The 21,258-nt window shown below is 68.5% G+C and carries 18 protein-coding genes; 12 read left to right on the top strand and 6 right to left on the bottom strand.

Translation table 11 applies throughout. The features are described 5' to 3' along the window. The first annotated feature begins 48 nt into the window (after positions 1-48). The 5 genes from HNP48_RS19790 to HNP48_RS19810 all read left to right on the top strand — a co-directional run bounded on the left by HNP48_RS19790 (position 49) and on the right by HNP48_RS19810 (position 4,259). The gene (locus HNP48_RS19790; RefSeq protein WP_184860203.1) at positions 49-1,032 is read left to right on the top strand and encodes a tripartite tricarboxylate transporter substrate binding protein; all 984 of its coding nucleotides are present in this window, start codon (positions 49-51) and stop codon (positions 1,030-1,032) included. 8 nt (positions 1,033-1,040) lie between these two features. After that, a complete protein-coding gene (locus HNP48_RS19795; RefSeq protein WP_184860205.1) occupies positions 1,041-2,651 on the top strand; it encodes a gamma-glutamyltransferase family protein in 1,611 nt (536 codons plus the stop codon). Between the two features lie 105 nt (positions 2,652-2,756). Beyond that, complete coding sequence (locus HNP48_RS19800) at positions 2,757-3,326, top strand: DUF2975 domain-containing protein (RefSeq protein ID WP_184860207.1); 570 nt, start codon at positions 2,757-2,759, stop codon at positions 3,324-3,326. 59 nt (positions 3,327-3,385) lie between these two features. Next, positions 3,386-3,631, top strand: coding sequence for a helix-turn-helix transcriptional regulator (locus HNP48_RS19805; RefSeq protein WP_184860209.1), 246 nt, complete (start codon positions 3,386-3,388; stop codon positions 3,629-3,631). 298 nt (positions 3,632-3,929) lie between these two features. Continuing rightward, a complete protein-coding gene (locus HNP48_RS19810; protein ID WP_184860211.1) occupies positions 3,930-4,259 on the top strand; it encodes a hypothetical protein in 330 nt (109 codons plus the stop codon). Here HNP48_RS19810 and queA read toward each other — a convergent pair. Together queA and HNP48_RS19820 are read right to left on the bottom strand one after the other, a co-directional pair. Next, a complete protein-coding gene (queA, locus tag HNP48_RS19815) occupies positions 4,246-5,367 on the bottom strand; it encodes a tRNA preQ1(34) S-adenosylmethionine ribosyltransferase-isomerase QueA (protein ID WP_184860213.1) in 1,122 nt (373 codons plus the stop codon). The genes HNP48_RS19810 and queA overlap by 14 nt on opposite strands. An 85-nt stretch (positions 5,368-5,452) precedes the next feature. Further along, on the bottom strand, positions 5,453-6,742 hold the full coding sequence (locus tag HNP48_RS19820; protein ID WP_184860215.1) for an HD-GYP domain-containing protein: 1,290 nt from the start codon (positions 6,740-6,742) through the stop codon (positions 5,453-5,455). Between the two features lie 99 nt (positions 6,743-6,841). Here HNP48_RS19820 and recG point away from each other — a divergent pair, with 99 nt between their 5' ends. The 6 genes from recG to HNP48_RS19850 all read left to right on the top strand — a co-directional run bounded on the left by recG (position 6,842) and on the right by HNP48_RS19850 (position 14,126). Then, positions 6,842-8,965 (top strand): ATP-dependent DNA helicase RecG, encoded by a 2,124-nt coding sequence (recG, locus tag HNP48_RS19825; RefSeq protein ID WP_184860217.1) that lies wholly within the window; start codon positions 6,842-6,844, stop codon positions 8,963-8,965. Positions 8,966-9,020: 55 nt separating this feature from the next. Then, on the top strand, positions 9,021-10,070 hold the full coding sequence (locus HNP48_RS19830; protein ID WP_184860219.1) for a hypothetical protein: 1,050 nt from the start codon (positions 9,021-9,023) through the stop codon (positions 10,068-10,070). After that, positions 10,067-11,032, top strand: a complete 966-nt coding sequence (locus tag HNP48_RS19835) for a LysR substrate-binding domain-containing protein (RefSeq protein ID WP_184860221.1) — start codon at positions 10,067-10,069, stop codon at positions 11,030-11,032. The genes HNP48_RS19830 and HNP48_RS19835 overlap by 4 nt, the downstream gene beginning before the upstream one ends. 188 nt (positions 11,033-11,220) lie before the next feature. Continuing rightward, entirely contained in the window at positions 11,221-12,960 is a 1,740-nt protein-coding gene (locus HNP48_RS19840) for a dipeptidase (protein WP_184860223.1), read from the top strand. Positions 12,961-13,067: 107 nt separating this feature from the next. Next, positions 13,068-13,568, top strand: coding sequence for a Dps family protein (locus HNP48_RS19845; RefSeq protein WP_184860225.1), 501 nt, complete (start codon positions 13,068-13,070; stop codon positions 13,566-13,568). A 180-nt stretch (positions 13,569-13,748) separates the two neighbouring features. Continuing rightward, a complete protein-coding gene (locus tag HNP48_RS19850) occupies positions 13,749-14,126 on the top strand; it encodes a response regulator (protein WP_184860227.1) in 378 nt (125 codons plus the stop codon). Between the two features lie 36 nt (positions 14,127-14,162). Here the strand turns inward: HNP48_RS19850 and HNP48_RS19855 are convergent, their stop codons facing one another. The 4 genes from HNP48_RS19855 to HNP48_RS19870 are packed head-to-tail and all read right to left on the bottom strand — an operon-like array spanning position 14,163 to position 20,213. Then, complete coding sequence (locus HNP48_RS19855; protein WP_184860229.1) at positions 14,163-15,308, bottom strand: hybrid sensor histidine kinase/response regulator; 1,146 nt, start codon at positions 15,306-15,308, stop codon at positions 14,163-14,165. After that, on the bottom strand, positions 15,305-15,916 hold the full coding sequence (locus HNP48_RS19860) for a chemotaxis protein CheB (RefSeq protein ID WP_184860231.1): 612 nt from the start codon (positions 15,914-15,916) through the stop codon (positions 15,305-15,307). The genes HNP48_RS19855 and HNP48_RS19860 overlap by 4 nt, the downstream gene beginning before the upstream one ends. Beyond that, positions 15,913-16,776: a CheR family methyltransferase gene (locus tag HNP48_RS19865; protein ID WP_409362571.1), complete on the bottom strand. Its 864-nt coding sequence runs from the start codon at positions 16,774-16,776 to the stop codon at positions 15,913-15,915. The genes HNP48_RS19860 and HNP48_RS19865 overlap by 4 nt, the downstream gene beginning before the upstream one ends. After that, the gene (locus HNP48_RS19870) at positions 16,773-20,213 is read right to left on the bottom strand and encodes a response regulator (protein ID WP_184860233.1); all 3,441 of its coding nucleotides are present in this window, start codon (positions 20,211-20,213) and stop codon (positions 16,773-16,775) included. The genes HNP48_RS19865 and HNP48_RS19870 overlap by 4 nt, the downstream gene beginning before the upstream one ends. A 158-nt stretch (positions 20,214-20,371) precedes the next feature. Here HNP48_RS19870 and ubiA point away from each other — a divergent pair, with 158 nt between their 5' ends. Beyond that, entirely contained in the window at positions 20,372-21,256 is an 885-nt protein-coding gene (gene ubiA / locus HNP48_RS19875; RefSeq protein WP_184860235.1) for a 4-hydroxybenzoate octaprenyltransferase, read from the top strand. Positions 21,257-21,258 lie beyond the last annotated feature (2 nt).

Here is a 21,258-nt window from a genome sequence, read left to right on the forward strand (position 1 = left end):
ATGAAGCCTGTTTTGGCGGTGTCCCCTTTCCTTTCTGGAGTGCTTTGTATGCGTCTTTCGTCCCTGCGCCGTGGCCTGTTGGGCCTGGCATGGTTTGCGGCATGGTCGGTGGGCGCGCACGCCCAGGCCCAGTGGCCCGACCGGCCGGTGCGCATGATCGTTCCTTTCCCCGCCAGTGGCGCCACCGACCTCGTGGCCCGCGTGGTCGCGCAGCGCGTGGCCCAGGACCTGGGCCAGCAGATGGTGGTGGACAACCGCCCCGGCGCGGGTGGCACCATCGGCTCGGCCGAGGCCGCCAAGGCGCAGCCCGACGGCTACACCCTGCTGCTGACCACCAGCAGCACGCACGCCATCTCGCCCCACCTGATGCCGCGCCTGGCCTACGACGCGCGCAAGGACTTCACGCCCGTCGCCCACCTGGCCGACGCACCCAGCGTGCTGCTGGTCACCAACTCCCTGCCCGTGAAAACCGTGGGCGAACTCATCACCTACGCCAAGGCCAACCCCGGCAAGCTCAACTACGCCACCAGCGGCAACGGCACCATCGTGCACCTGAACGCCGCCGCCTTCAGCGCCCAGGCGGGTGTGGAGATGACGCATGTGCCCTACAAGGGCACGGCCCTGGCCATCCCCGACCTCGTGGCCGGGCAGACGCATGTGCTGTTCGACTCCCTGCCCACGGGCATGCCGCACGTCAAGAACGGCCGCCTGCGTGCCCTGGCCGTGACCAGCGAAAAGCGCAGCTCGCTCGCGCCCGAGCTGCCCACCATGGCCGAATCGGGCCTGCCCGGCTATTCCTCGGTGACCTGGTTCGGTGTCTACCTGCCTGCCGGCGCCAAGCCGGAGCTGGTGGACCGCGTGCACAAGGCCTTCGCCAAGGCCATGCAATCGTCCGAAGTAGTCGAAGGCCTGGCCAAGCTTGGCGTGGAGCCCGCCGCACCCGGCACGCCTGCCAAGTTCGCGGCCATGGTGCAGGCCGACAGTGCCCGCTGGGCCACCGTGATCCGCCAGCACAAAATCTCCCTGGAGTGAGCTATCCGATGACTGCACCGACCATGGGCCTGGACTGGGCCCTTCCCTACGCATCGAACCGCAGCGCGGTGATGGGCCGCAATGTGGTCTCCACCTCGCAGCCCCTGGCCGCGCAGGCCGGCCTGCGCATGCTGCTGGCTGGTGGCAATGCCGTGGACGCGGCCATCGCCGCGGCCATGGCGCTCACCGTGGTCGAGCCCACGGGCTGCGGCATCGGCAGCGATGGCTTTGCCATCGTCTGGGACGGCAAGGAACTGCATGGCCTCAATGCCTCGGGCCGTTCGCCCGCCGCCTGGAACCCGGCCTACTTCGCCGAGCGCGGCGGCCTGCCCGAGACGGGCTGGAACGCTGTCACCGTGCCTGGCGCCGTCTCGGCCTGGGTGGCACTGTCCAAGCGCATGGGCAAGCTGCCCTTTGCGAAACTGGCCGAACCCGCGATCGATTACGCACGCAACGGCTTCCCCGTTTCGCCCACCATTGCCCGCCTGTGGGCTCTGGGTGCCGCCAAGCTCGGCGCCCAACCAGGCTTTGCCGAATGCTTCATGCCCGGCGGCCGCGCGCCACGGGCCGGCGAGATCTTCCGCAGCGAGGCCCATGCGCGCACGCTGGAGCTGATCGCCCAGACCGAGGGTGAAGCCTTCTACCGTGGTGAACTCGCACGCCAGATGGTGGCGCACGCCCGCGCCCACGGCGGCGCCATGACCGAGGACGATCTCGCATCGCACCAGGCCGACTGGGTGGGCACGGTGAGCCAGCGCTTCGGTGACTCGGTGGTCCACGAGATCCCGCCCAACGGCCAGGGCATCGCCGCGCTGATGGCGCTGGGCATGCTCGAATCCCGTGGCATCGGTGGCCAGCCTCTGGACCATGTGGACACGGTGCACGCCAGCATCGAGGCCATGAAGCTCGCGCTGGCCGACTTGCATGAGTACAACGCCGACATCGATGCCATGCAGAAGGTGACGCCGCGCGACCTGCTCGATGCCGACTACCTGCGCCAGCGCGCCGCGCTGATCGATGCCGAACAGGCTGGCGACCCTGGCCACGGAGCGCCGCGCCCCGGCGGCACGGTGTACCTGGCTGCGGCCGATGCCTCGGGCATGATGGTCTCGTTCATCCAGTCCAACTACATGGGCTTCGGTTCGGGCGTGGTCGTGCCGGACACCGGCATCAGCCTGCAGAACCGCGGCCACGGCTTCACCCTGGCGCCCGGCCACGCCAACGAGGTGGCGCCGCGCAAGCGCCCCTCGCACACCATCATCCCGGCCTTTGCCATGCATGCCGACGGCACGCCGCAAATGGCCTTCGGCGTGATGGGGGGGCCCATGCAGTCCCAGGGCCACCTGCAGATGGCCTTGCGCGTGCTGCGCTACGGCCAGAACCCCCAGGCCGCAGCCGACGCACCGCGCTGGCGCGTGACGGGCGGCAAGGGCGTGGCGGTGGAGCCGGCCTTCGACCCCGCCGTGGTCGCGGCCCTGCGTGCGCGCGGCCATGAAGTCTCGGTGGAAGAGGGCAATGGCGTCTTTGCCTTCGGCGGCGCCCAACTGGTGCTGCGCCAGGGCGAGAGCTATGTCGCCGGCTCCGACCCACGCAAGGACGGGCACGCGGTCGCTTTCTGACCGGTCCGTCCCGTGCCGGCCCGTGCCAGGGCCGGCGCTTGCCTTTGCTGATTTCTGTATGGCAGAATATTATTATTGTTTTACAGAAAACATGAGGCAAGCACCATGGCATCCATCCAGAGCCCGGCGTTCCGGCGCCTGTCGCGTGGCCTGCACGCGCTGACCCTGTTGTGCGCCTTGGCGGGCGTGTGCTTTTCCGTGGCGCGCTGGCTGCTGCTGGGGCGGGGCGAGCCGGGCGGCCTGGCGCAGATGCTGCTGCCCGCGCAGGCACTGCAGGTCGGCATCGGTGCGCCGGTGCAGATCGACGCGACCTGGCGCCTGCTCGGGCTGGCCATCGAGTGCCTGCCCACGGCGGCCATGCTGTTCACCGTGTGGTGTCTGCACCGCATCTGCAGCGCCTTCCTGCGCGGCGAGGTCTTCGGCCCCGCTGTGGTGCGCGGCTTTCGCGGCGTGGGCTGGGGCTTCATCGCGATGTGCGTGGCCTCGCTGGTGCATGGCGCGGCGGTGACCGCGCTGCTGTCCTGGCTGGCCTCGGGCCAGCGCGGCGGGCAGGTGGCGCTGTCGGTGGGTTCGTTCGAGATGAGCGTGCTCATTGTGGGCCTGATGATGCTGCTGCTGGCCCATGTGATGGCCGAGGGCCAGCGCCTGCAAGAGGAGTCGCATGCGTTTGTCTGAGTGCGCAGGGGCTCCGTGCCGTTTCAAATTCCAGGGCATGCGCCGGAAAGGTGGCCGCCATGCCCATCGTCGTCACGCTCGATGAGATGCTGGTGCGCCGCAAGGTGAAGTCGCGCGACCTGGCGGCGCATGTCGGCATCACCGAGGCCAATCTCTCGCTGCTCAAGAGCGGCAAGGTCAAGGGCGTGCGCTTCGAGACCCTGGCCGCCATCTGCGACTACCTGCAATGCCAGCCCGGTGACCTGCTGGTCTGGGTGGAGCAGGAGGGCGGTGCTGCCGATGATGGCGACGCGGCCACGTCCTGAGCGCCTTCGCCCGGGCCGCTGGCGCCTGGGCAGTGCCGTGGCGGCTTCGCTGCTGCTGCATGGCGCGGCGCTGTGGTGGCTGGTCGCACCGGAACGGGCCGGGCGCCCACCCGTGCCACAGCCCCGGCAATCTATGCAAGTCCTCTGGATCACTGCGCCACCATCCGCCCCGCCGGTCGAGGCGCCGGTGGCCCGGGCAGAAGCGCCAGGGGCCAAGCCGCTCTCAGGCCCTGCTCGCGAAGTCCGCAGTGCGTCCCCGCCCGTTGTGCTGGCGCTGCCCGAAGGCACAGGGCCCGGCATGGTGGCCCTTCCCGCTCCCTTGCCCGCCGCCTCGGATGCCCGCGAGGCGCCCGCCGTGCGCTGGAGCCCGGAGGAAGTGGCCCGTGCCGCACGCCAGGAGCGGGAATGGCAGCGCCGCCACGGCACGCCAGCGGCCGCCGCGCTGGCGGCAAGCCCGGCGCCACGGGCCCTGGGCACCATGTCCGAGCAGGAGTGGCAGAACCACGCCACGGGCCGGGTGACCCGGGTGGAGAGCGAGGCGGGCGTCTACTGCGTGCGCCTGCCGTCGGCCAACCGGCTGCCCGAGGTGGGCGCCGCGCCCCGCATCGCAGCGGTCACGAATTGCTGAGCGGCGTACGTTCGCGTTCCAGCAGCATCGAGTCGCCGTAGCTGAAGAAGCGGTACTGCTGCGCGATGGCGTGGCGGTAGATGGCGCGGATGCGCTCGTAGCCCGCGAAGGCGCTCACCAGCATCATCAGCGTGCTCTTGGGCAGGTGGAAGTTGGTGAGCAGCAGGTCCACCACCTGGAAGGAAAAGCCCGGCGTGATGAAGATGTTGGTGTCGCCCGAGGCCTGGCCGCTGCGTGCCCAGGACTCGAGGGTGCGCACGGTGGTCGTGCCCACAGCCACCACGCGCCCGCCGCGCTGGCGGCAGCGCTCCAGCGCCGCCAGCGTGGCCAGCGGCACCTCGTACCACTCGCTGTGCATCTGGTGCTCGGCCAGGTTCTCGGTCTTCACGGGCTGGAAGGTGCCGGCACCCACGTGCAGGGTGACGCTCGCGCGCTCCACGCCACGCGCGGCCAGGGCGGCCAGCACACCTTCGTCGAAGTGCAGGGCCGCCGTCGGGGCCGCCACGGCACCGGGTGCGCGTGCGAACACGGTCTGGTAGCGCTGGGCGTCCTCGGCCGCATCGGGGTCGTGGTCGGCGTTCTGCTGGCGCTCGATGTAGGGCGGCAGCGGCAGGTGGCCATGGCGCTCCATCAGCTCGTGCGGGGTCTCGCCGGCCGGCCCTTCGAGCGCGAAGCGGAACAGCGGGCCGTCCTCGCCCGGCCAGCGCGAGAGCAGCGTGGCGTTGAAGCCTCCACCGTGCAGGCCGCCCGCCATGTGCACCACGGCACCGGGCAGGGGCTTCTTGCTGACCTTCATGTGGGCCACGACCTCGTTGCCCAGCAGCACGCGCTCGATCAGCAGCTCCAGCTTGCCGCCGCTGGCCTTTTCGCCAAAGATGCGCGCCTTGACCACGCGGGTGTCGTTGAACACCAGCAGGTCACCGGGCTGCAGCAGGCCGGGCAGTTCGTGGAAGATGCGGTCCACCGGCTCGGCGGCGCGACCGTCCAGCAGGCGCGAGGCGCTGCGTTCCGCGGCGGGGTGCTGGGCAATGAGTTCGGGGGGCAGCGAGAAATCGAAGTCGCTGAGCGTGAAATGGCGCGGGGCCGCGGGCGTGCTGGGAACGGTCATGTGCTTGAGGGCCGGACGGGCCCGTACCAAGGTGGAAACAAACAGGGGCGTTATTTTCCCACGCCCTGGGGCCGTTCCCTGGCGCCTACCAGGCCTGCCCCGAAAATCCGGACCACAGTTCGTTGAGGTCCGGAAACTTCCATTTCTCGGGGTCCTCGCGCGCCACGATTTTCTCCGTGGTGCCCGGAACGGCCAGATCCACCATGTCGGGCGGGATGCGCATGCCCGACTTGGTCGAGAAAAAGACCTTGACCTTGGGCGAGGTCAGCGACTGCGCTCCCTGCTCGGTCACCACGCCGATGCGCCCGGAGGTCAGCCGCACCAGCGAGCCCACCGGGTAGATGCCGATGCTCTTGACGAAAGCCTGGAACAGGCGCGGATCGAAATGCCCCTTGGTCCACTCAGCCATGCGGCGCAGCGACTCGGCCGGGTCCCAGCCCGACTTGTAGGGGCGGTCGGAGGTGATGGCGTCGTAGACGTCGCAGATGGCCGTCATGCGCGCGATCAGGCTGATCTGGTCGCCCTTGAGCTTGTCAGGATAGCCCGAGCCGTCCATCTTCTCGTGGTGGTGGCGGCAGGCGTCGAGCACCGCGTCCTCCACGGCCCCGCCTTCCTTGAGCATGTCATAGCCTTGGGCCGGGTGGCTCTGGACCACGGCGAATTCGGCGTCGGTGAGCTTGCCCGGCTTGTTGAGCACGGCCAGGGGAATGGCCGCCTTGCCCAGGTCGTGCAGCAATCCCGCCATGCCGGCGCTGCGCGTGTGCTCTTCATTGAGGTTGATCTGCTTGGCCAGCGCCACCATGAGGGCGCAGACGGCCACCGAATGCATGTAGGTGTAGTCGTCGGCCGTTTTGAGCCGGGCCAGGCTGATCAGCGCGCCCGGGTTGCGCGTGACGGAGTCGGAAATCTCCTCCACCAGGCCGCGCGCATTCTCCGGGTTCACGGCCTTGCCCATGCGCGCCTCGCGGAACATGGAGACCATGGCCTGCTTGGCTTCTCCGCAGATCGTGGCGGCGGCCAGCAGTTCGTTGTGCATGCTGGCCGGGGCCTTGCCGCGGGACTGGCGCCGGGCCGGGGCTGGCGGCGGCGGGGGATCCACCACCAGGGGCGGCAGGTTCTCCAGCAGGCTGAAATCCGTCTCGACCTGGATGTCCGCCTCCTCGCGCGAGACGGAGCGCACGCCGGCCGCCACGTCCAGGCCCTTGGAGGTGTCGATCCACACTTCCTCGATGGACGTGCTCTTGATGCGCGCCAAGTCCTTGGGCTCCTTCAGGACGAACTTGGCCCGCCAGAAGGGGTGGTCCATCCACGAGCCGCAAAAATCGTGCAGGTACATCCCCAACGTGAGATGCTGAATGCTGATGCGTTTGAGCATGGAAACTGTCCAGATCGCCGGGGCTGCCGAAACCAGGTAAGAAACGGTAACCATGTTAGCCTTTTTGGCCCATGAATCCTTCGTCTTTTCGGATAACCCTTGAACACCACGCCCGCCGCTCCTAGGGCAGCCTCCACCGCCAGCGTTGCGCAAAAGGCACTGCACAAGCTGGGCCTCGTGCGCGACATCGATCTGGCCCTGCACCTGCCGCTGCGCTACGAGGATGAAACCCGCATCACACCCTTGTCCAGCGCACGCGATGGCCAGATGGTGCAGATCGAGGCCACCGTGACCGCCAGCGAGGTGCAGTTGCGCCCGCGCCGCCAGTTGCTGGTGCAGGTCGAGGACGCGTCAGGCTCCTGCGAACTGCGCTTTTTCAGTTTCTACCCCTCGCACCAGAAAACCCTGGCCGTGGGGGCGCGCCTGCGCATCCGCGGTGAGGTCAAGGGGGGCTTCTGGGGGCGGCAGATGCTGCACCCGGCCTTCCGCCAGGCCGGCGGCGAGCTGCCCGCCGCCCTCACGCCCGTTTACCCCACCACCGCAGGCCTGCCGCAGCCCTACCTGCGCAAGGCGGTCGTCGGCGCGCTCCAGCGGGTAGATCTGTCGGAAACCCTGCCCCCGGGCACCGAGCCGCCCTACGCGGTGTTCCGGCGCGACGGCGGCAGCTACCGTGCATTCAACCTGCGCGAAGCGCTGCAGTTCCTGCACCATCCCACGCCCGATGTCTCGCTGTCCACGCTGGAGGACCACAGCCATCCCGCCTGGCAGCGCCTGAAGGCCGAGGAACTGCTGGCCCAGCAACTGTCGCAGCAGCAGTCGCGCCGCGAGCGCGACCGCCTGCGCGCCCCAGTGCTGCGCCCGCGCAAGCCGGAGGGCGGCGTGCTGCCCCTGCACGAGCAGCTCATGGCCGTGCTGCCCTTCGATCTGACCGCCGCCCAGCGGCGCGTGGGGCTCGAAATCGCCCAGGACCTGGCCCGCCGGGTGCCCATGCACCGCCTGCTGCAGGGCGATGTGGGCTCGGGCAAGACCGTGGTGGCTGCGCTGGCGGCCACCATCGCCATGGACGCCGGCTGGCAGTGCGCGCTGATGGCACCCACCGAAATCCTGGCCGAGCAGCACTTCGCCAAGATGATCGGCTGGCTGGAGCCGCTGCTGGCCGCGCACGGCCGCCGGGTGGCCTGGCTGGTGGGCGGGCAGAAGAAAAAGGACCGCACCGCCATGCTGGCCCTGGTCGAAAGCGGCGAGGCCGCCCTGGTGGTGGGCACGCATGCCGTGATCCAGGAGCAGGTGCGCTTCAAGAACCTGGCGCTGGCCATCATCGACGAGCAGCACCGCTTCGGCGTGGCGCAACGCTTGTCCTTGCGGCAAAAGCTCGCCGCCCAGGGGATGGAGCCCCACATGCTGATGATGAGTGCCACGCCGATCCCGCGCACCCTGGCCATGAGCTACTACGCCGATCTCGATGTCTCGGTCATCGATGAGCTGCCCCCTGGGCGCACGCCCATCGTCACCAAGCTCATCGCCGACAGCCGCAAGGACGAAGTGATCGCTCGCATCGGCGCCCAGGTGGCAGACGGTCGGCAGGTCTATTGGGTCTGTCCGCTGATCGAGGAGAGCGAGGCGCTGGACCTGAGCAATGCCACCGCCACCCATGCCGACCTGAGCGAGGCCCTGCCCGGTGTCATGGTCGGCCTGCTGCATTCGCGCATGCCGGCGGCCGAGAAGAAGGCCGTGATGGCGCTTTTTTCCAGCGGGCAGATGGGGGTGCTGGTGAGCACCACGGTGATCGAGGTGGGGGTGGACGTGCCCAACGCCTCGCTCATGGTCATCGAGCATGCCGAGCGCTTCGGCCTGTCGCAGCTGCACCAGCTGCGCGGGCGCGTGGGGCGCGGTGCGGCGGCGTCGGCCTGCGTGCTGCTGTATTCCACCAACGAGAGCGGCCGGGTGGGCGAGACCGCCAAGGAGCGTCTGCGCGCCATGGCCGAGACCAACGACGGCTTCGAGATCGCCCGGCGCGACCTGGAGATCCGCGGGCCGGGCGAATTCCTCGGGGCCCGGCAGTCGGGTGATGCCCTGCTGCGCTTTGCCGACCTGGCCACCGACACCCACCTGCTCGAATGGGCGCGCGAGCTGGCACCGGCGATGCTGGACCGCCACGCCGCCCTGGCCGAGCGCCACGTGATGCGCTGGCTGGGCGGGAAATCCGACTACCTGAAAGCATGAGATGACGTCCCCTGTCCCTGTGGAACCGGTAGCCGCCCCGGTGGTGGCGCGCTGGGTGCGCGACCAGAACTACCTGCAGACCGCCGTGTGCTTGGCGTACCAGGACGAACACGCGGTGCGGCGCTTTGTCCTGCCGCTGTTCATGGCGCTGCTCGTCGCCGGGCTGTTTTCCCCGTGGGGCATCCCTTCCCTGTGGGTGGGTGGCATCGGCGGCTTCCTGTTGAACGCGGTCGTGTTGCTGGTGCTCCTGCACACGCTGGCGCATCTTTCTTCCCAGACCTATCCGTCCCTGGTGCAGTCCAATACCCGCCGCTATGCCTTTGCTGGTGCCTCGGTGTGGTGGGATTTCAGTGCCCAGGATCTGAAATACGGTTCCGCGATGCCCGATGGCAGCGGTGTGTTGCATGAAGTCCGCTCCCATTGGCGCTGGCTGCGCGCGATCTCCGTCGATCCAATGGGGCTGCGCCTGCACCGCGCAGGATCGAACGAGTCACATGCCATTCCCATGGACGCCTGGGTGGCCGGCTCGCCCGATGGGCGGGCGCGTCTCCAGGCGGCAGCCGTGGAATGCGCGCGTTCGGCGGGCGTACCCATTCGCTGGATGGCGCGCACGGACTGGGCAGGCCTGCTCGGGACCCTGGCCGGTCTGGCCATCTTGCTCACCATGTGGATGACGGTGTGCGCCATGGCAGCGGCGCTGCCCTACCTGCGTCACTGGAACGTGGCGCAGCTGTACCTGTCCGGCGTGGACACCTTCTGGTGGGCGGGTCTGTTGCTGGCCCCCGTGGTGTTGGCCGCGCACCTGCTGCTGGCCTGGCTGCTGCAGCCGCGACTGTGGGGGCTCGGCCTGCCGCGGCTCACGCCCCACCTGGCGCTTGCCGGAGTCTGGGCCCTGTTGCTGCTCGTGGTGCTGCAGTCGCTGGCCTCCGAGATCTTCGAGGAGCCGCAGGCTGCCAGCAGCTTCTTCGACCCCTTGCCCCTGGTGTGCGGCATCGCCCTGGCGCTGCTCATCGCCCTGGTCGTGCACCGGGGTTGCATTGCCTATTGGGTGGTCCGGCGCCTGGCGCTGCACAATGCGCGTACCATCCGTCTGGAATCTCCATGACCCTCACCGAACTCAAATACATCGTTGCCGTGGCGCGCGAAAAGCACTTTGGCCATGCGGCCGACGCCTGCTATGTGTCCCAGCCCACGCTGTCGGTGGCCATCAAGAAGCTCGAGGAAGAGCTCGATGTGAAGCTTTTCGAGCGCAGCGCCGGCGAGGTCACCGTCACCCCGCTGGGCGAGGAGATCGTGCGCCAGGCGCAAAGCGTGCTGGAGCAGGCCGCCGCCATCAAGGAGATCGCCAAGCGTGGCAAGGACCCGCTGGCCGGGCCGCTGACCCTGGGCGTGATCTACACCATCGGCCCCTACCTGCTGCCCGACCTGGTGCGCCATTCGATCGCGCGCACCCCGCAGATGCCGTTGATGCTGCAGGAGAACTTCACCGTCAAGCTGCTGGAGATGCTGCGCACCGGTGAAATCGATTGCGCCATCCTGGCCGAGCCGTTTCCCGACACGGGCCTGGCCATGGCACCGCTGTACGACGAGCCCTTCATGGCCGCCCTGCCGGCCAACCACCCGCTGGGAACGCAAAAATCCATCTCCGCCGCCGAACTCAAGAGCGAGACCATGCTGCTGCTGGGGGCCGGCCACTGCTTTCGCGACCATGTGCTCGAGGTCTGCCCTGAATTCGCGCGCTTCGCCAGCAATGCCGAGGGCATCCGCAAGTCCTTCGAGGGCTCGTCGCTGGAAACCATCAAGCACATGGTGGCCGCCGGCATGGGCGTGACCCTGGTGCCGCGCCTGTCGGTGCCGCGCGATGCGCTGCTCACGGTGTCGCGCCGGCGCAAGAGCGATGAGAACTACATCCGCTACGTCCCCATCCGCGAGGACGATGGCAGCCCGCCGCCCATGCGCCGCGTGGTGCTGGCCTGGCGCCGCAGTTTCACGCGCTACGAGGCGATTGCCGCGCTGCGCAACGCGATCTACGCCTGCGAGCTGCCGGGCGTTACCCGCCTTTCCTGACAAGCTTTGCTGCAGGCGCCCTGGCGCGCAGGGGGCCGGCGGCGATACACTTTCGCCGCGCAGGGCCCTGCGGCTTTCGGCAGATTGCCCGCCGGCGCGCCCCTACAGGGGCTCCGGCGCTGCGGGTTGGCGCCACATGCCGCCCGCACCGGTCCCGCGCTCCCCCATTCCCTAGGAAAGCTACTGAGATGAAGAAGATTTTGATGGCCGCTGGCCTTGCCGTGGGCCTGGCAGCCTGCTCCAGCGTGACGACGACCGACGCGCCGCAGGCCGCTACGATCAAGAAGGCCCAGATGGACCGTCTGGTGGCCGCCTTGCCCGCCGCCGCCCAGGGCAGCTTCAACGAGTTCCTGGCGCAGGCCGCGCGGGAGAACCCGCTGCTGCAGGCCAGTGTTGCGGCCTACAAGGCCAAGGCCCCGCTGGCTGGCGACGACCTGGTCAACATCAGCCGCCTGCTGGGCCTGTACAACCGCCTGCGCAACCAGGCGGCGGTGATCGACGCCACCGCGCGCATGGTCGCCATCCCCACTTTCCGCAACGACAAGGTGCCGCCGCACGAGGACAAGGCCATCATCGCCTTCGGCACCCTGGTCGAAGGCATGGCCAAGGAATTCGGCCTGGAATACCGCAACGTGGACAACCGCATCTTCGAAGTGAAGCTACCGGGCACGGGCAAGGAAGAATTCGGCATCCTCACGCACGCCGACGTGGTGCCCGTTGTGGCCGACGAATGGGTGCTGGACGACGGCACGCGCCTGGACCCCTTCAAGCTCACGCGCGTGGGTGGCAACCTGTACGGCCGCGGCTCCATCGACGACAAGGGCTCCATCGCCACCGTGCTGTACGCGATGAAGGCCGTCAAGGAAAGCGGCCTGCCGCTGTCGCGCACCATCCGCCTCATGATCGAAACCACCGAAGAGACCGGGGGCGACGCCATGAAGTACTACCGCACCAAGACCGAGCTGCCCGAGTACAACATCGTGCTCGACAGCAAGTACCCCGCCGTGGTGGCCGAGAAGGGCTCGGGTGCGCTGCGCGCCTCGTTCCCGCTGCAGGACGCGCCGGCCGGCTACACCGCCATCACCGCCATGACGGGCGCGGCGTCCACCAACGCCGTGCCGCAGACCGCGACGCTGCGCCTGCAAGGCGGTGACCTGGCCGCTGCCGTCGCGCGCCTGAACGCCGCCAAGGCAGCCTTCATCGCCAAGTACACGCCCCAGGGTGGCGCCTTCGGCATCGACGTGACGCAGGATGCGAGCGGCGTGCTGATCAAGGTGACCGGTGTCTCCGCCCACGGCTCGCGCCCCGAGGAGGGTGTGAACCCGCTGCCGCGCCTGGCGCTGTTCCTGCGTGAGTCCGGCGTGTCCTATGCGCCCACCGGCTACGCCAGCGCCGTGCGCTACATCGCCGAACTGTATGGCACCGATTACCTGGGCCGTACCATCGGCATGGCCTACAGCGACGACTTCATGGGCCCGCTGACCATGTCGCCCAACCTGGTGCGTGTGAAGGACGACATGGTCGACGTGCTGGTGAACGTGCGCATGCCGCGCGGCACCACCCCGGAGGCCCTGGTGCACGCCAGCAAGGTCAAGATCAACGACTGGGCGGCCCAGGCGTCCGTCCCGGTGATCATCGACCACCAGCAGGGCAACTGGATGGCGCGCGACCCCAAGGGCGCCTGGCTGTCCACGCTGCTCAACACCTTCGGTGACACCACGGGCCTCGAAGCCAAGCCCGTGCCCACCGCCGGCAGCACCACCGCCAAGCTCATGCCCAACGCCATCAACTTCGGCCCCGCCATGCCGGGCAAGAAGTACACGGCGCACAACGCCAAGGAGTACAAGGAAGTGGTCGACCTGGATGCCGACATGCAGATGTTCACGGAGATGCTGGTGCGCATCGGCAATTTGGACAAGATGCAGTAACGGGATCCGGGCTTGCGCTACATTGGGCGCGAGCCCCAGCCCCCTGGTCCGGTGTGAGCCGGCTCCGGGGGGCCGGTCCATCGCTTGTTTCCAACGAAGGAGCCTCCATGGCCAAAGCCGCCAAGTCCACCGCCCCCAGCATCAACATCGGCATCAGCGAGAAGGACCGCGCTGCCATCGCCCAGGGCCTGTCGCGCCTGCTGGCAGACACCTACACCCTGTACCTGACCACGCACAATTTCCACTGGAACGTGACGGGGCCGATGTTCAACACCCTGCACACCATGTTCATGGCGCAGTACACCGAGCTGTGGAACGCCGTGGACCCGATCGCCGAGCGCATCCGCTCGCTGGGCCATGTGGCGCCCGGCTCGTACGCCGACTTCGGCAAGCTGGCCACCGTGGCCGATGCGCCCAGCAAGCCCCCCAAGGCGCTGGACATGGTGCGCGTGCTGGTCGAAGGCCATGAAGCCGTGGCACGCACCGCACGTGGCCTGTTCCCCCTGGCCGACAAGGCCAGCGACGAGCCCACGGCCGACCTGCTGACCCAGCGCCTCACGGTGCACGAGCAGACGGCCTGGATGCTGCGCTCGCTGCTCGAGGAGTGAAAAAAGCAAACGGGGCCGCAAGGCCCCGTTTTTTTGTAGGCGCCCCATTTTTTCCCGTGGCCGACCGCATTGGCCTCCCGTCCTACAGGCGATGCCCGGGCTTTCCGGAATGATCCGGGCTGGCGATTCCTTTCTCCTTGCGCCACGTTCCGCTTTCCAGAACACGACGACACCACTCCTATGCGAATCCTTTATGTGGAGGACAACCCCGAACTGCGCGAGACCATCGGCATGCTGATGGAGGGGGAGGGGCGCATGGTCGTGACCTGCGCCACCGCCGAGGAGGCGCTCGAACTGGAGCGCGATGGCCGCTTCGACCTGCTGGTCACCGATGTGAGCCTGCCCGGCCTGTCGGGCACGGACCTGGCCCGCCAGGTGCTGGCCGCCGACCCCGGGCGCTGGGTGGTGCTGTGCAGCGGTTATGACCTGGGCACCCACCCCGCGGGCTGGGGCCCCAACGTGCGCACGCTGATGAAGCCTTTCGAGCTCGAAGACCTGGAGGCCTTGCTGGTCCAGGCGCAGGCCACGCTCGACGCGGCTGCGCACGCCGGGCGCTGAGCGCGCAACCGCACCCCTTGCGTGCGCCCCGGGCGATCAGGCTGCGGTCGGGTGGCGGCGCGGCAGGACCACGTGAAACCGCGTGCTGCCATCTTCGGACTGTACGTCGATCCGGCCCCCATGCGAGCGCACGATCTGCTGCACGATGAACAGGCCCAGCCCCAGGCCCTGGTGGCGCCCCGGGGCCTGCTCCCGCCCGCGGAAGGGGCTGAACAAGTGCGGCAGCAGCGCCGCCGGAATGGTGCCGCCGTTGGTCACGGTCAGGGCCAGGGCGTGCGGATCCGTGCCATCGAGCGCGACCTCGATCGCCACCGCGGGATCGCCATGGTGCACCGCGTTGCCGATGAGGTTGATGGCCAGCTGGCACAGCCGCTCTTCGTCCCCCATGCCGGCGAGGTCCCCCTGGTCGCTGGTGCTGATCACGTGGTTGGGAAAACCCGCGCGTATCTCCTGCAGTGAGCGCTGCAGCACGGCCCCCAGGTCCACGGGGGCCATGCGCATCGCCAGCCCGCCACCCTGGCGGATGCGTGTCACGTCCAGCAGGTCCTCGATCATGCGGCCCATGCGCTGGCTGCTGCTGAGCACGCGGCCGGCCAGGGCCTGGGCCTTGTCGGCGGGCAGGGGCTGGCGCTGCAGGGCCGTGGCCGCCGCACCGATGGACATCAGCGGCGTGCGCAGGTCGTGGCTGAGCACGGCCATGAACATCTCGTTGATGCGCAGCGCCTCGGTGCGCTCGCGCAGCTCGCGCGCCAGTGAGCGCTTCTGGCGGAACAGCTCGAAGAACACCCCTGCCTTGGACGTCAGCACCTGCGGATCGATGGGCTTGTACAGGAAATCCACGGCCCCGGTCTCGTAGCCGCGGAACTGCCAGTTCTGGTCGCGCGAGCCTGCCGTCATGAAGATCAGCGGGATGTGGCGCGTGCGCTCGCTGCCGCGGATCAGCTCGGCCAGCTCGAAGCCGTTCATCTCGGGCATCTGCACGTCCAGCAGGGCCAGGGCCACGTCGCCGTGCGAGAGCAGCAGCTCCAGCGCCTCGGGGCCCGACTGGGCCTTGAGCACCTCGATGCTGTCGCTGTGCAGCAAGGCCTCCACCGCCACGAGGTTTTCCGGCACGTCATCCACCACCAGGCACTTGATGCGCTCGGCGGGGGCTGGCTGGGGTTGGAGGGGGGTGAGGCTCACAGGATTCTCCGCATTTGCAACTCGGCCAGCAGGGAGGCGATCTCCGAAGGGGCGAGGGTGTGGTGGGGGGCCATCAGGTCCAGCGCGGACTGGGGCATGGCGGACATGGATGCACTCCCCGGGGCCTGCACGATGGTGAGGCCTCCCGCCGCACCGATGGCGGCCAGGCCGCGGGCGCCATCCTGGTTGGCACCGGACAGAAGCATACCCATCAAACGTTCTCCATAGAGGTCCGCGGCCGATTCGAACAGCACGTCGATGGACGGGCGCGAGAAATGCACGGGCTCATCCACCGAGAGTGCCAGCCGGGGCCCGGCGTCCACCAGCAGGTGGTAGTCCGGCGGTGCGAAGTACACCGTGCCGGCCTCGATGGGCTCCTTGTCCTGGGCCTCCGCTGTGCGCAGGGCACAGCGCGGGCGAAAGATCTCGGGCAGCAGGCTGGGGGCCTCGCGTGGCAGGTGCAGCGTGACCAGCACCGCCACCTGGGCCTGCGCCTGCAGGGCCGGCAGGATGGTGGCGATGGCGTCGATGGCGCCCGCCGAGCCGCCGATCACGATGGCGTCGAAGGCGCGCGGCCCGAGCGCGTGCAATGGAGCCGGGCCCGTCATGCGCCCACCTTCTTGCGGTAGATGCGGTCTTCGAGCACGAAGTCGTCGAAGGCCGGGGCCTGCTCGGTGAAGCGCATCGATTCCTTGGAGCCCAGGCCCAGGAAGCCGCGGTGGCACAGCGCTTCCCTGAACAGGCCGAGCGCCCGGTTCTGCAGTTCGCGCTCGAAATAGATCAGCACATTGCGGCAGGACACCAGGTGCACCTCGGCGAACACCGTGTCGGTGGCCAGGCTGTGGTCGGAGAAAACCACCTGCTTGCGCAGCGCACGGTCGAACACCACGCGGCCGTAGGCGGCGGAATAGTAGTCCGACAGCGAGGTCTTGCCGCCCGAGCGCACATGGTTCTCGGTGAAGGAGGCCACGCGCGCGAGGTCGAACACGCCGGCTTCGGCCGCCTGCAGGGCCTGCTGGTTGATGTCGGTGGCGTAGAGGATGGTGCGCTCGAGCAGGCCCTCCTCGTGCAGCAGGATGGCCAGCGAATACACCTCTTCGCCCGTGCTGCAGCCGGCCACCCAGACCTTGAGAGAGGGGTAGGTGCGCAGGATGGGGATCACCTGCTCGCGCAGCGCCTTGAAGTAGCGCGGGTCGCGGAACATCTCGCTGACCTGCACCGTCAGATACTCCAGCAATGGCGGGAACACGCTGGCATCGTGCAGCACCTTGTCCTGCAGCTGCGACAGCGTCTGGCAGCCAAAGCGCGACAGCGCCGTCTGCAGCCGCCGCTTGAGCGAGGCCTGCGCATAGCCGCGAAAGTCGTAGTGGTAACGGTAGTAGATCGCATCGAGCAGCAGGCGCTGCTCGATGTCGCCGATGCGGGCCGTCCTGGGGTGCTGCAATCGGGGCTCCGGCGTGCTGCTCACTTGGGCATCCACACCCGCACCAGCGAGAGCAGCTTCTCCACGTCCAGCGGCTTGGCGATGTAGTCGTTGGCGCCGGCGGCCAGGCACTTCTCCTGGTCGTCCTTCATGGCCTTGGCCGTGAGCGCGATGATGGGCAGCCTGCGCCAGGCGGGCTGCTTGCGGATCTCGCGCATGGCCGTGTAGCCATCCATCTCCGGCATCATGATGTCCATCAGCACCAGGTCGACGGCCGGGCCCGTGCTGCCCGAGCGCTCCAGGTGCTCCAGCGCCTCGCGCCCGTTGCGCGCGATCTGCACGGCAATCCCCGTGGGCTCCAGGATGCTGGAGAGCGCGAACACGTTGCGCACATCGTCCTCCACCACCAGCACCGTGCGGCCCTCGAAGGCCGCGTCGCGGCTGCGTGCCACCTGCAGCATCTGGCGGCGCTCCACCGACAGCTCGGACTCCACCTGGTGCAGGAACAGCGTGACCTCGTCGAGCAGGCGCTCGGGCGAGCGCGCGTCCTTGATGATGATGGACTTGGAGAAGCGGCGCAGCTGCTGCTCCTCGTCGCGCGTGAGCGCGCGGCCGGTGTAGACGATGACGGGCGGGAAGGACACCTCCTCCTGCTCCGACATGGACTGCAGCAGCTCGTAGCCGCTCAGGTCGGGCAGGTTCACGTCCATCACCATGCAGTCGAAGGTGCTGCTGCGCAGGTAGTCCAGCGCCGCCTTGGCGTTTTCCACGCACACGATGTCCACGCCGTCCGTGGCCAGCAGGGCGCGCACGCTCTCGCGCTGGCGCTCATCGTCCTCGACCACGAGCACGCGGCGCATGCCCTGGGTGAACTTGGCCTCCAGGCGCTGCAGCGCCTGCACCAGCTCCTCACGCTTGACGGGCTTGAGCGCATAGCCGATGGCGCCACGGCCCATGGCCTCCTGCGAGTAGTCGGCCACCGAGACCACGTGCACGGGAATGTGGCGCGTGGCCGGGTTGCGCTTGAGCTGGTCCAGCACCCCCAGGCCCGAGAAGTCGGGCAGGTTCACGTCCAGCACGATGGCGCTGGGCTGGTGCAGAGTGGCCGCTGCCAGGCCCTCGCTGGCCGAGTGGGCGAGGAGGCAGTGGAAATCCATCTCCTGGGCCAGATCGCGCAGGATGTGGGCAAAGCGCACGTCGTCCTCGATCACGAGGATGTTGCGTTCCCCCTTGGGGCGTGCCATCGCCACGGGCAGGATGGCCGGCGCAGCAGGTGCTGGCGCCGCTGCGGTGGCCGCAGGTTCAGGGGCGGGTGGGCTGGCGTGGTTCTGGGGGGCCTGCAGTGCCATGCCGGTGGAGGGGGCATCCAGCGGTTGAGCGTGGCGCGGCACCGTGAGCGTGAATTCACTGCCCTCGCCGGGCGTGCTGCGGATGGCGATGCTGCCGCCCAGCAGGTGCGCGAGGTCGCGCGAGATCGACAGTCCCAGACCCGTGCCGCCGTACTTGCGGTGGGTGCTGCCGTCGGCCTGGCGGAAGGCCTCGAAGATCAGTTCCTGCTGGTGCTCAGGGATGCCGATGCCGGTGTCACGCACCGCGAAGGCCAGCCGGTCCCCGGGCAGGGGCGAGACATGCAGCGCCACGCTGCCCCGCTCGGTGAACTTCACGGCGTTGGACAGCAGGTTCTTGATCACCTGGCCCAGGCGCAGGGCGTCCGTGTCCATGGTGGCCGGCACGCCCGGGTCCATGGTGAGGGCCAGGGTCAGCCCTTTTTCCTCGGCGATGGGGCGCAGCGGATCGACCAGGGCCTGCATGGCACGGGCGATGTCCACCGTTTCGATGTCGATGGTGGCCTGGCCGGCCTCGATCTTGGACAGGTCCAGGATGTCGTTGATCAGCGCCAGCAGGTCGTTGCCGGCCGAGGAGATGGTCTGCGCGTACTTCACCTGCTCGGCCGTGAGGTTGCCGGCCTTGTTGTCGGCCAGCAGCTTGGCCAGGATCAGCGTGGAGTTCAGCGGGGTGCGCAATTCGTGGCTCATGTTGGCCAGGAACTCGCTCTTGTACTGGCTGGTCTGCTCGATCTCGCGCGCCTTCTCGGTCAGGTCGGTCTGGGCGGCCAGCAGCTCCTCGCGCTGGTTCTCCAGCTGCTGGGTCTGCTCTTCGAGCTGGGCATTGGTCTGCTCCAGCTCGGTCTGCTGCAGTTCCATCTGCGCCTGCGATTCCTGCAGGATGCGGCTTTGCTGCTCCAGCTCCTCGTTGTTGACGCGCAGCTCCTCCTGCTGGGCCTGCAGTTCCTCGGACTGGCGTTGGGTTTCCTCGAGCAGGGCTTCGAGCCGGCTGCGGTCCTGGCCCGCCCGGATGGCCACGGCCAGCAGCTCCGAGGCCTCCCGGAACAGGCGGTGCTCGAACGGGTCCACCGCGCGGTAGAAACCCAGTTCGATGACGGCGTGCACGCGTCCGTTCTCGATGGCCGGCGCCACCAGCAGCTCGGCCGGGGCGGAGGCACCGGTGCCCGAGGACACCATCAGGTGCTCGGTCGGTGCCCCGCGCACGTGCAGCAGCTCGCGCGACCGCGCGCACTGGCCCACCAGCCCCTCGCCGTCGATCAGCTTCTGCGCCAGGCGTTCGCGCGGCAGGGCGTAGCCACCGAACAGCGTGAAGCCGCCGCCATGCTCGTCGGCGGCATAGGCCGCGCCCACCTTGGCGTTGAGGTAGGTGGCCAGGTATTCGAGGGCCACCTCGCCGATGTCCTCCACGCGGCGGTCGCCCTGGAGCTTCTGCGCCAGGCCGCTCAGGCCGGTCTCCAGCCAGTTCTGGCGTGCCTTCAGGCGGTATTCGCGCGCCGTCAGCGTGGCCGACATGCAGATCAGCGCCAGCAGCACCAGGGAGCCGCCCCAGGAGTAGTAGGTCGACGCCAGGGTGGCCTCTTCCCACAGGCGGCGGCGCTCTTCGAGTTGCTGCGTCTGCAGGCCTGCGAGGTCCGACGCCAGATCGCGCACCCGGTCCATGATGTTCTTGCCCGCATCGGTGCGCACCAGCGCCATGGCGGCTTCCGTGCTGCCCGCCTTGCGCAGTTCCACCGTCTCGCTGAGCTCGCGCATCTTCTGCCGCGCCAGGTCCTCGATCTGGACCACCAGCCGCCGCAGGCTGGGTTGGCTTTCGGTGGTGTCCTTGAGGGCGGTGAGCTGCCGCTCGAACACGCTTTGGGCCAGCAGGTAGGGCTGCAGGTAGGAGGGGTCCCCGGTCAGCAGGTAGCCGCGTTGCCCGGTCTCCATGTCCTTGAGGGCCGAATGCACCAGCGACAACTGGCGCATGCCCTGGGAGGTGCGGTCCATGGCCACCACGGCGTCGCCACGCACCTCCGAAGCCCGGTAGTTGACAAAGGCAATGACCAGGGTGGCCAGCGCTGCCACCACGAAACCGAGCATCAGGCTGCGGGGGATGGCAAAGCGCTGGGCGGCCTGGGAACTCGGTGATTGGGGCATGCGGTGGTGATTCCGGACAAAGGGGCAACCGGTCAATGTAACGGTTTTATACAAACTGCCGGTGTAGGACATGTCCTGCATGCGGGATGGGCGGGCCTGCCCGCGCGGCTGCTACATTCCGTGCGCACAGGCCCACCGCATTCGTCCCTTCTTCCGCCATGTCCGCACTTCCGCGCAGCCGCTTTTCCCTCTATCTCGACCTGATCCGCTGGGACCGGCCCGCCGGCTGGCTGGTCTGCCTGTGGCCCACGCTGAGCGCGCTGTGGATTGCGGCGGACGGCTTTCCGGGATGGCACCTGCTGGCCGTGTTCGTGCTGGGCACCTTCTTCATGCGCAGCGCGGGCTGCTGCGTCAACGACGTGGCGGACCGCGACTTCGACCGCCATGTCAAGCGCACCGCGGCGCGCCCCGTGACCTCCGGGGCCGTCTCCGTCAAGGAAGCTCTGGCCCTGGGCGCCGTGCTGGCCCTGGTGTCCTTTGGCCTGGTGCTCACCACCAATGCGGCGGCCATCGCCTGGTCGGTACCGGCCGTGCTGGTGGCCATTGCCTACCCGTTCTCCAAGCGCATCATCTCGATGCCGCAGGCCGTGCTGGGCATCGCTTTCAATTTCGGCATCGTCATCGCCTTTGCGGCCGTGCAGGGCCAGGTGCCGGCCGTGGCCTGGTGGATGTGGCTGGGCAATATGTTCTGGGTGCTGGCCTACGACACCGAGTACGCCATGGTCGACCGCGACGACGACCTCAAGATCGGCATCAAGACCTCGGCCATCACGCTGGGCCGCTTCGACGTGGCGGCCATCGTGCTGTTCTACCTGCTGTTCCTGGGTATCTGGGGCGTGGCGCTCGCGCCCTACGGTCTGGGCCCGCTGTACTGGCTGGCCACGGCCGCCGCACTGGCCCAGGGTGTGTGGCACTGGACGCTGATCCGCGGCCGCACGCGCGAGGGCTGTTTCAAGGCCTTCCGCGTCAACCACTGGCTGGGCGCGACGGTGTTTGCCGGCATTGCCGGCAGCTACCTGTGGCGCCAGATTGCTATCAATTAGAT

This window comes from Acidovorax soli (assembly GCF_014207955.1).
In the GTDB taxonomy this organism is placed as follows: domain Bacteria; phylum Pseudomonadota; class Gammaproteobacteria; order Burkholderiales; family Burkholderiaceae_C; genus Acidovorax; species Acidovorax soli_A.

Coding starts and splice junctions, on each gene's coding strand:
- HNP48_RS19870 (WP_184860233.1), bottom strand. CDS start 20,213: ATGCCCCAATCACCGAGTTCCCAGGCCGCCCAGCGCTTTGCCATCCCC.
- HNP48_RS19800 (WP_184860207.1), top strand. CDS start 2,757: ATGGCATCCATCCAGAGCCCGGCGTTCCGGCGCCTGTCGCGTGGCCTG.
- HNP48_RS19835 (WP_184860221.1), top strand. CDS start 10,067: ATGACCCTCACCGAACTCAAATACATCGTTGCCGTGGCGCGCGAAAAG.
- HNP48_RS19845 (WP_184860225.1), top strand. CDS start 13,068: ATGGCCAAAGCCGCCAAGTCCACCGCCCCCAGCATCAACATCGGCATC.
- HNP48_RS19820 (WP_184860215.1), bottom strand. CDS start 6,742: ATGCTCAAACGCATCAGCATTCAGCATCTCACGTTGGGGATGTACCTG.
- HNP48_RS19850 (WP_184860227.1), top strand. CDS start 13,749: ATGCGAATCCTTTATGTGGAGGACAACCCCGAACTGCGCGAGACCATC.
- HNP48_RS19840 (WP_184860223.1), top strand. CDS start 11,221: ATGAAGAAGATTTTGATGGCCGCTGGCCTTGCCGTGGGCCTGGCAGCC.
- HNP48_RS19860 (WP_184860231.1), bottom strand. CDS start 15,916: ATGACGGGCCCGGCTCCATTGCACGCGCTCGGGCCGCGCGCCTTCGAC.
- queA (WP_184860213.1), bottom strand. CDS start 5,367: ATGACCGTTCCCAGCACGCCCGCGGCCCCGCGCCATTTCACGCTCAGC.
- HNP48_RS19805 (WP_184860209.1), top strand. CDS start 3,386: ATGCCCATCGTCGTCACGCTCGATGAGATGCTGGTGCGCCGCAAGGTG.
- ubiA (WP_184860235.1), top strand. CDS start 20,372: ATGTCCGCACTTCCGCGCAGCCGCTTTTCCCTCTATCTCGACCTGATC.
- HNP48_RS19810 (WP_184860211.1), top strand. CDS start 3,930: ATGGTGGCCCTTCCCGCTCCCTTGCCCGCCGCCTCGGATGCCCGCGAG.
- HNP48_RS19795 (WP_184860205.1), top strand. CDS start 1,041: ATGACTGCACCGACCATGGGCCTGGACTGGGCCCTTCCCTACGCATCG.
- HNP48_RS19790 (WP_184860203.1), top strand. CDS start 49: ATGCGTCTTTCGTCCCTGCGCCGTGGCCTGTTGGGCCTGGCATGGTTT.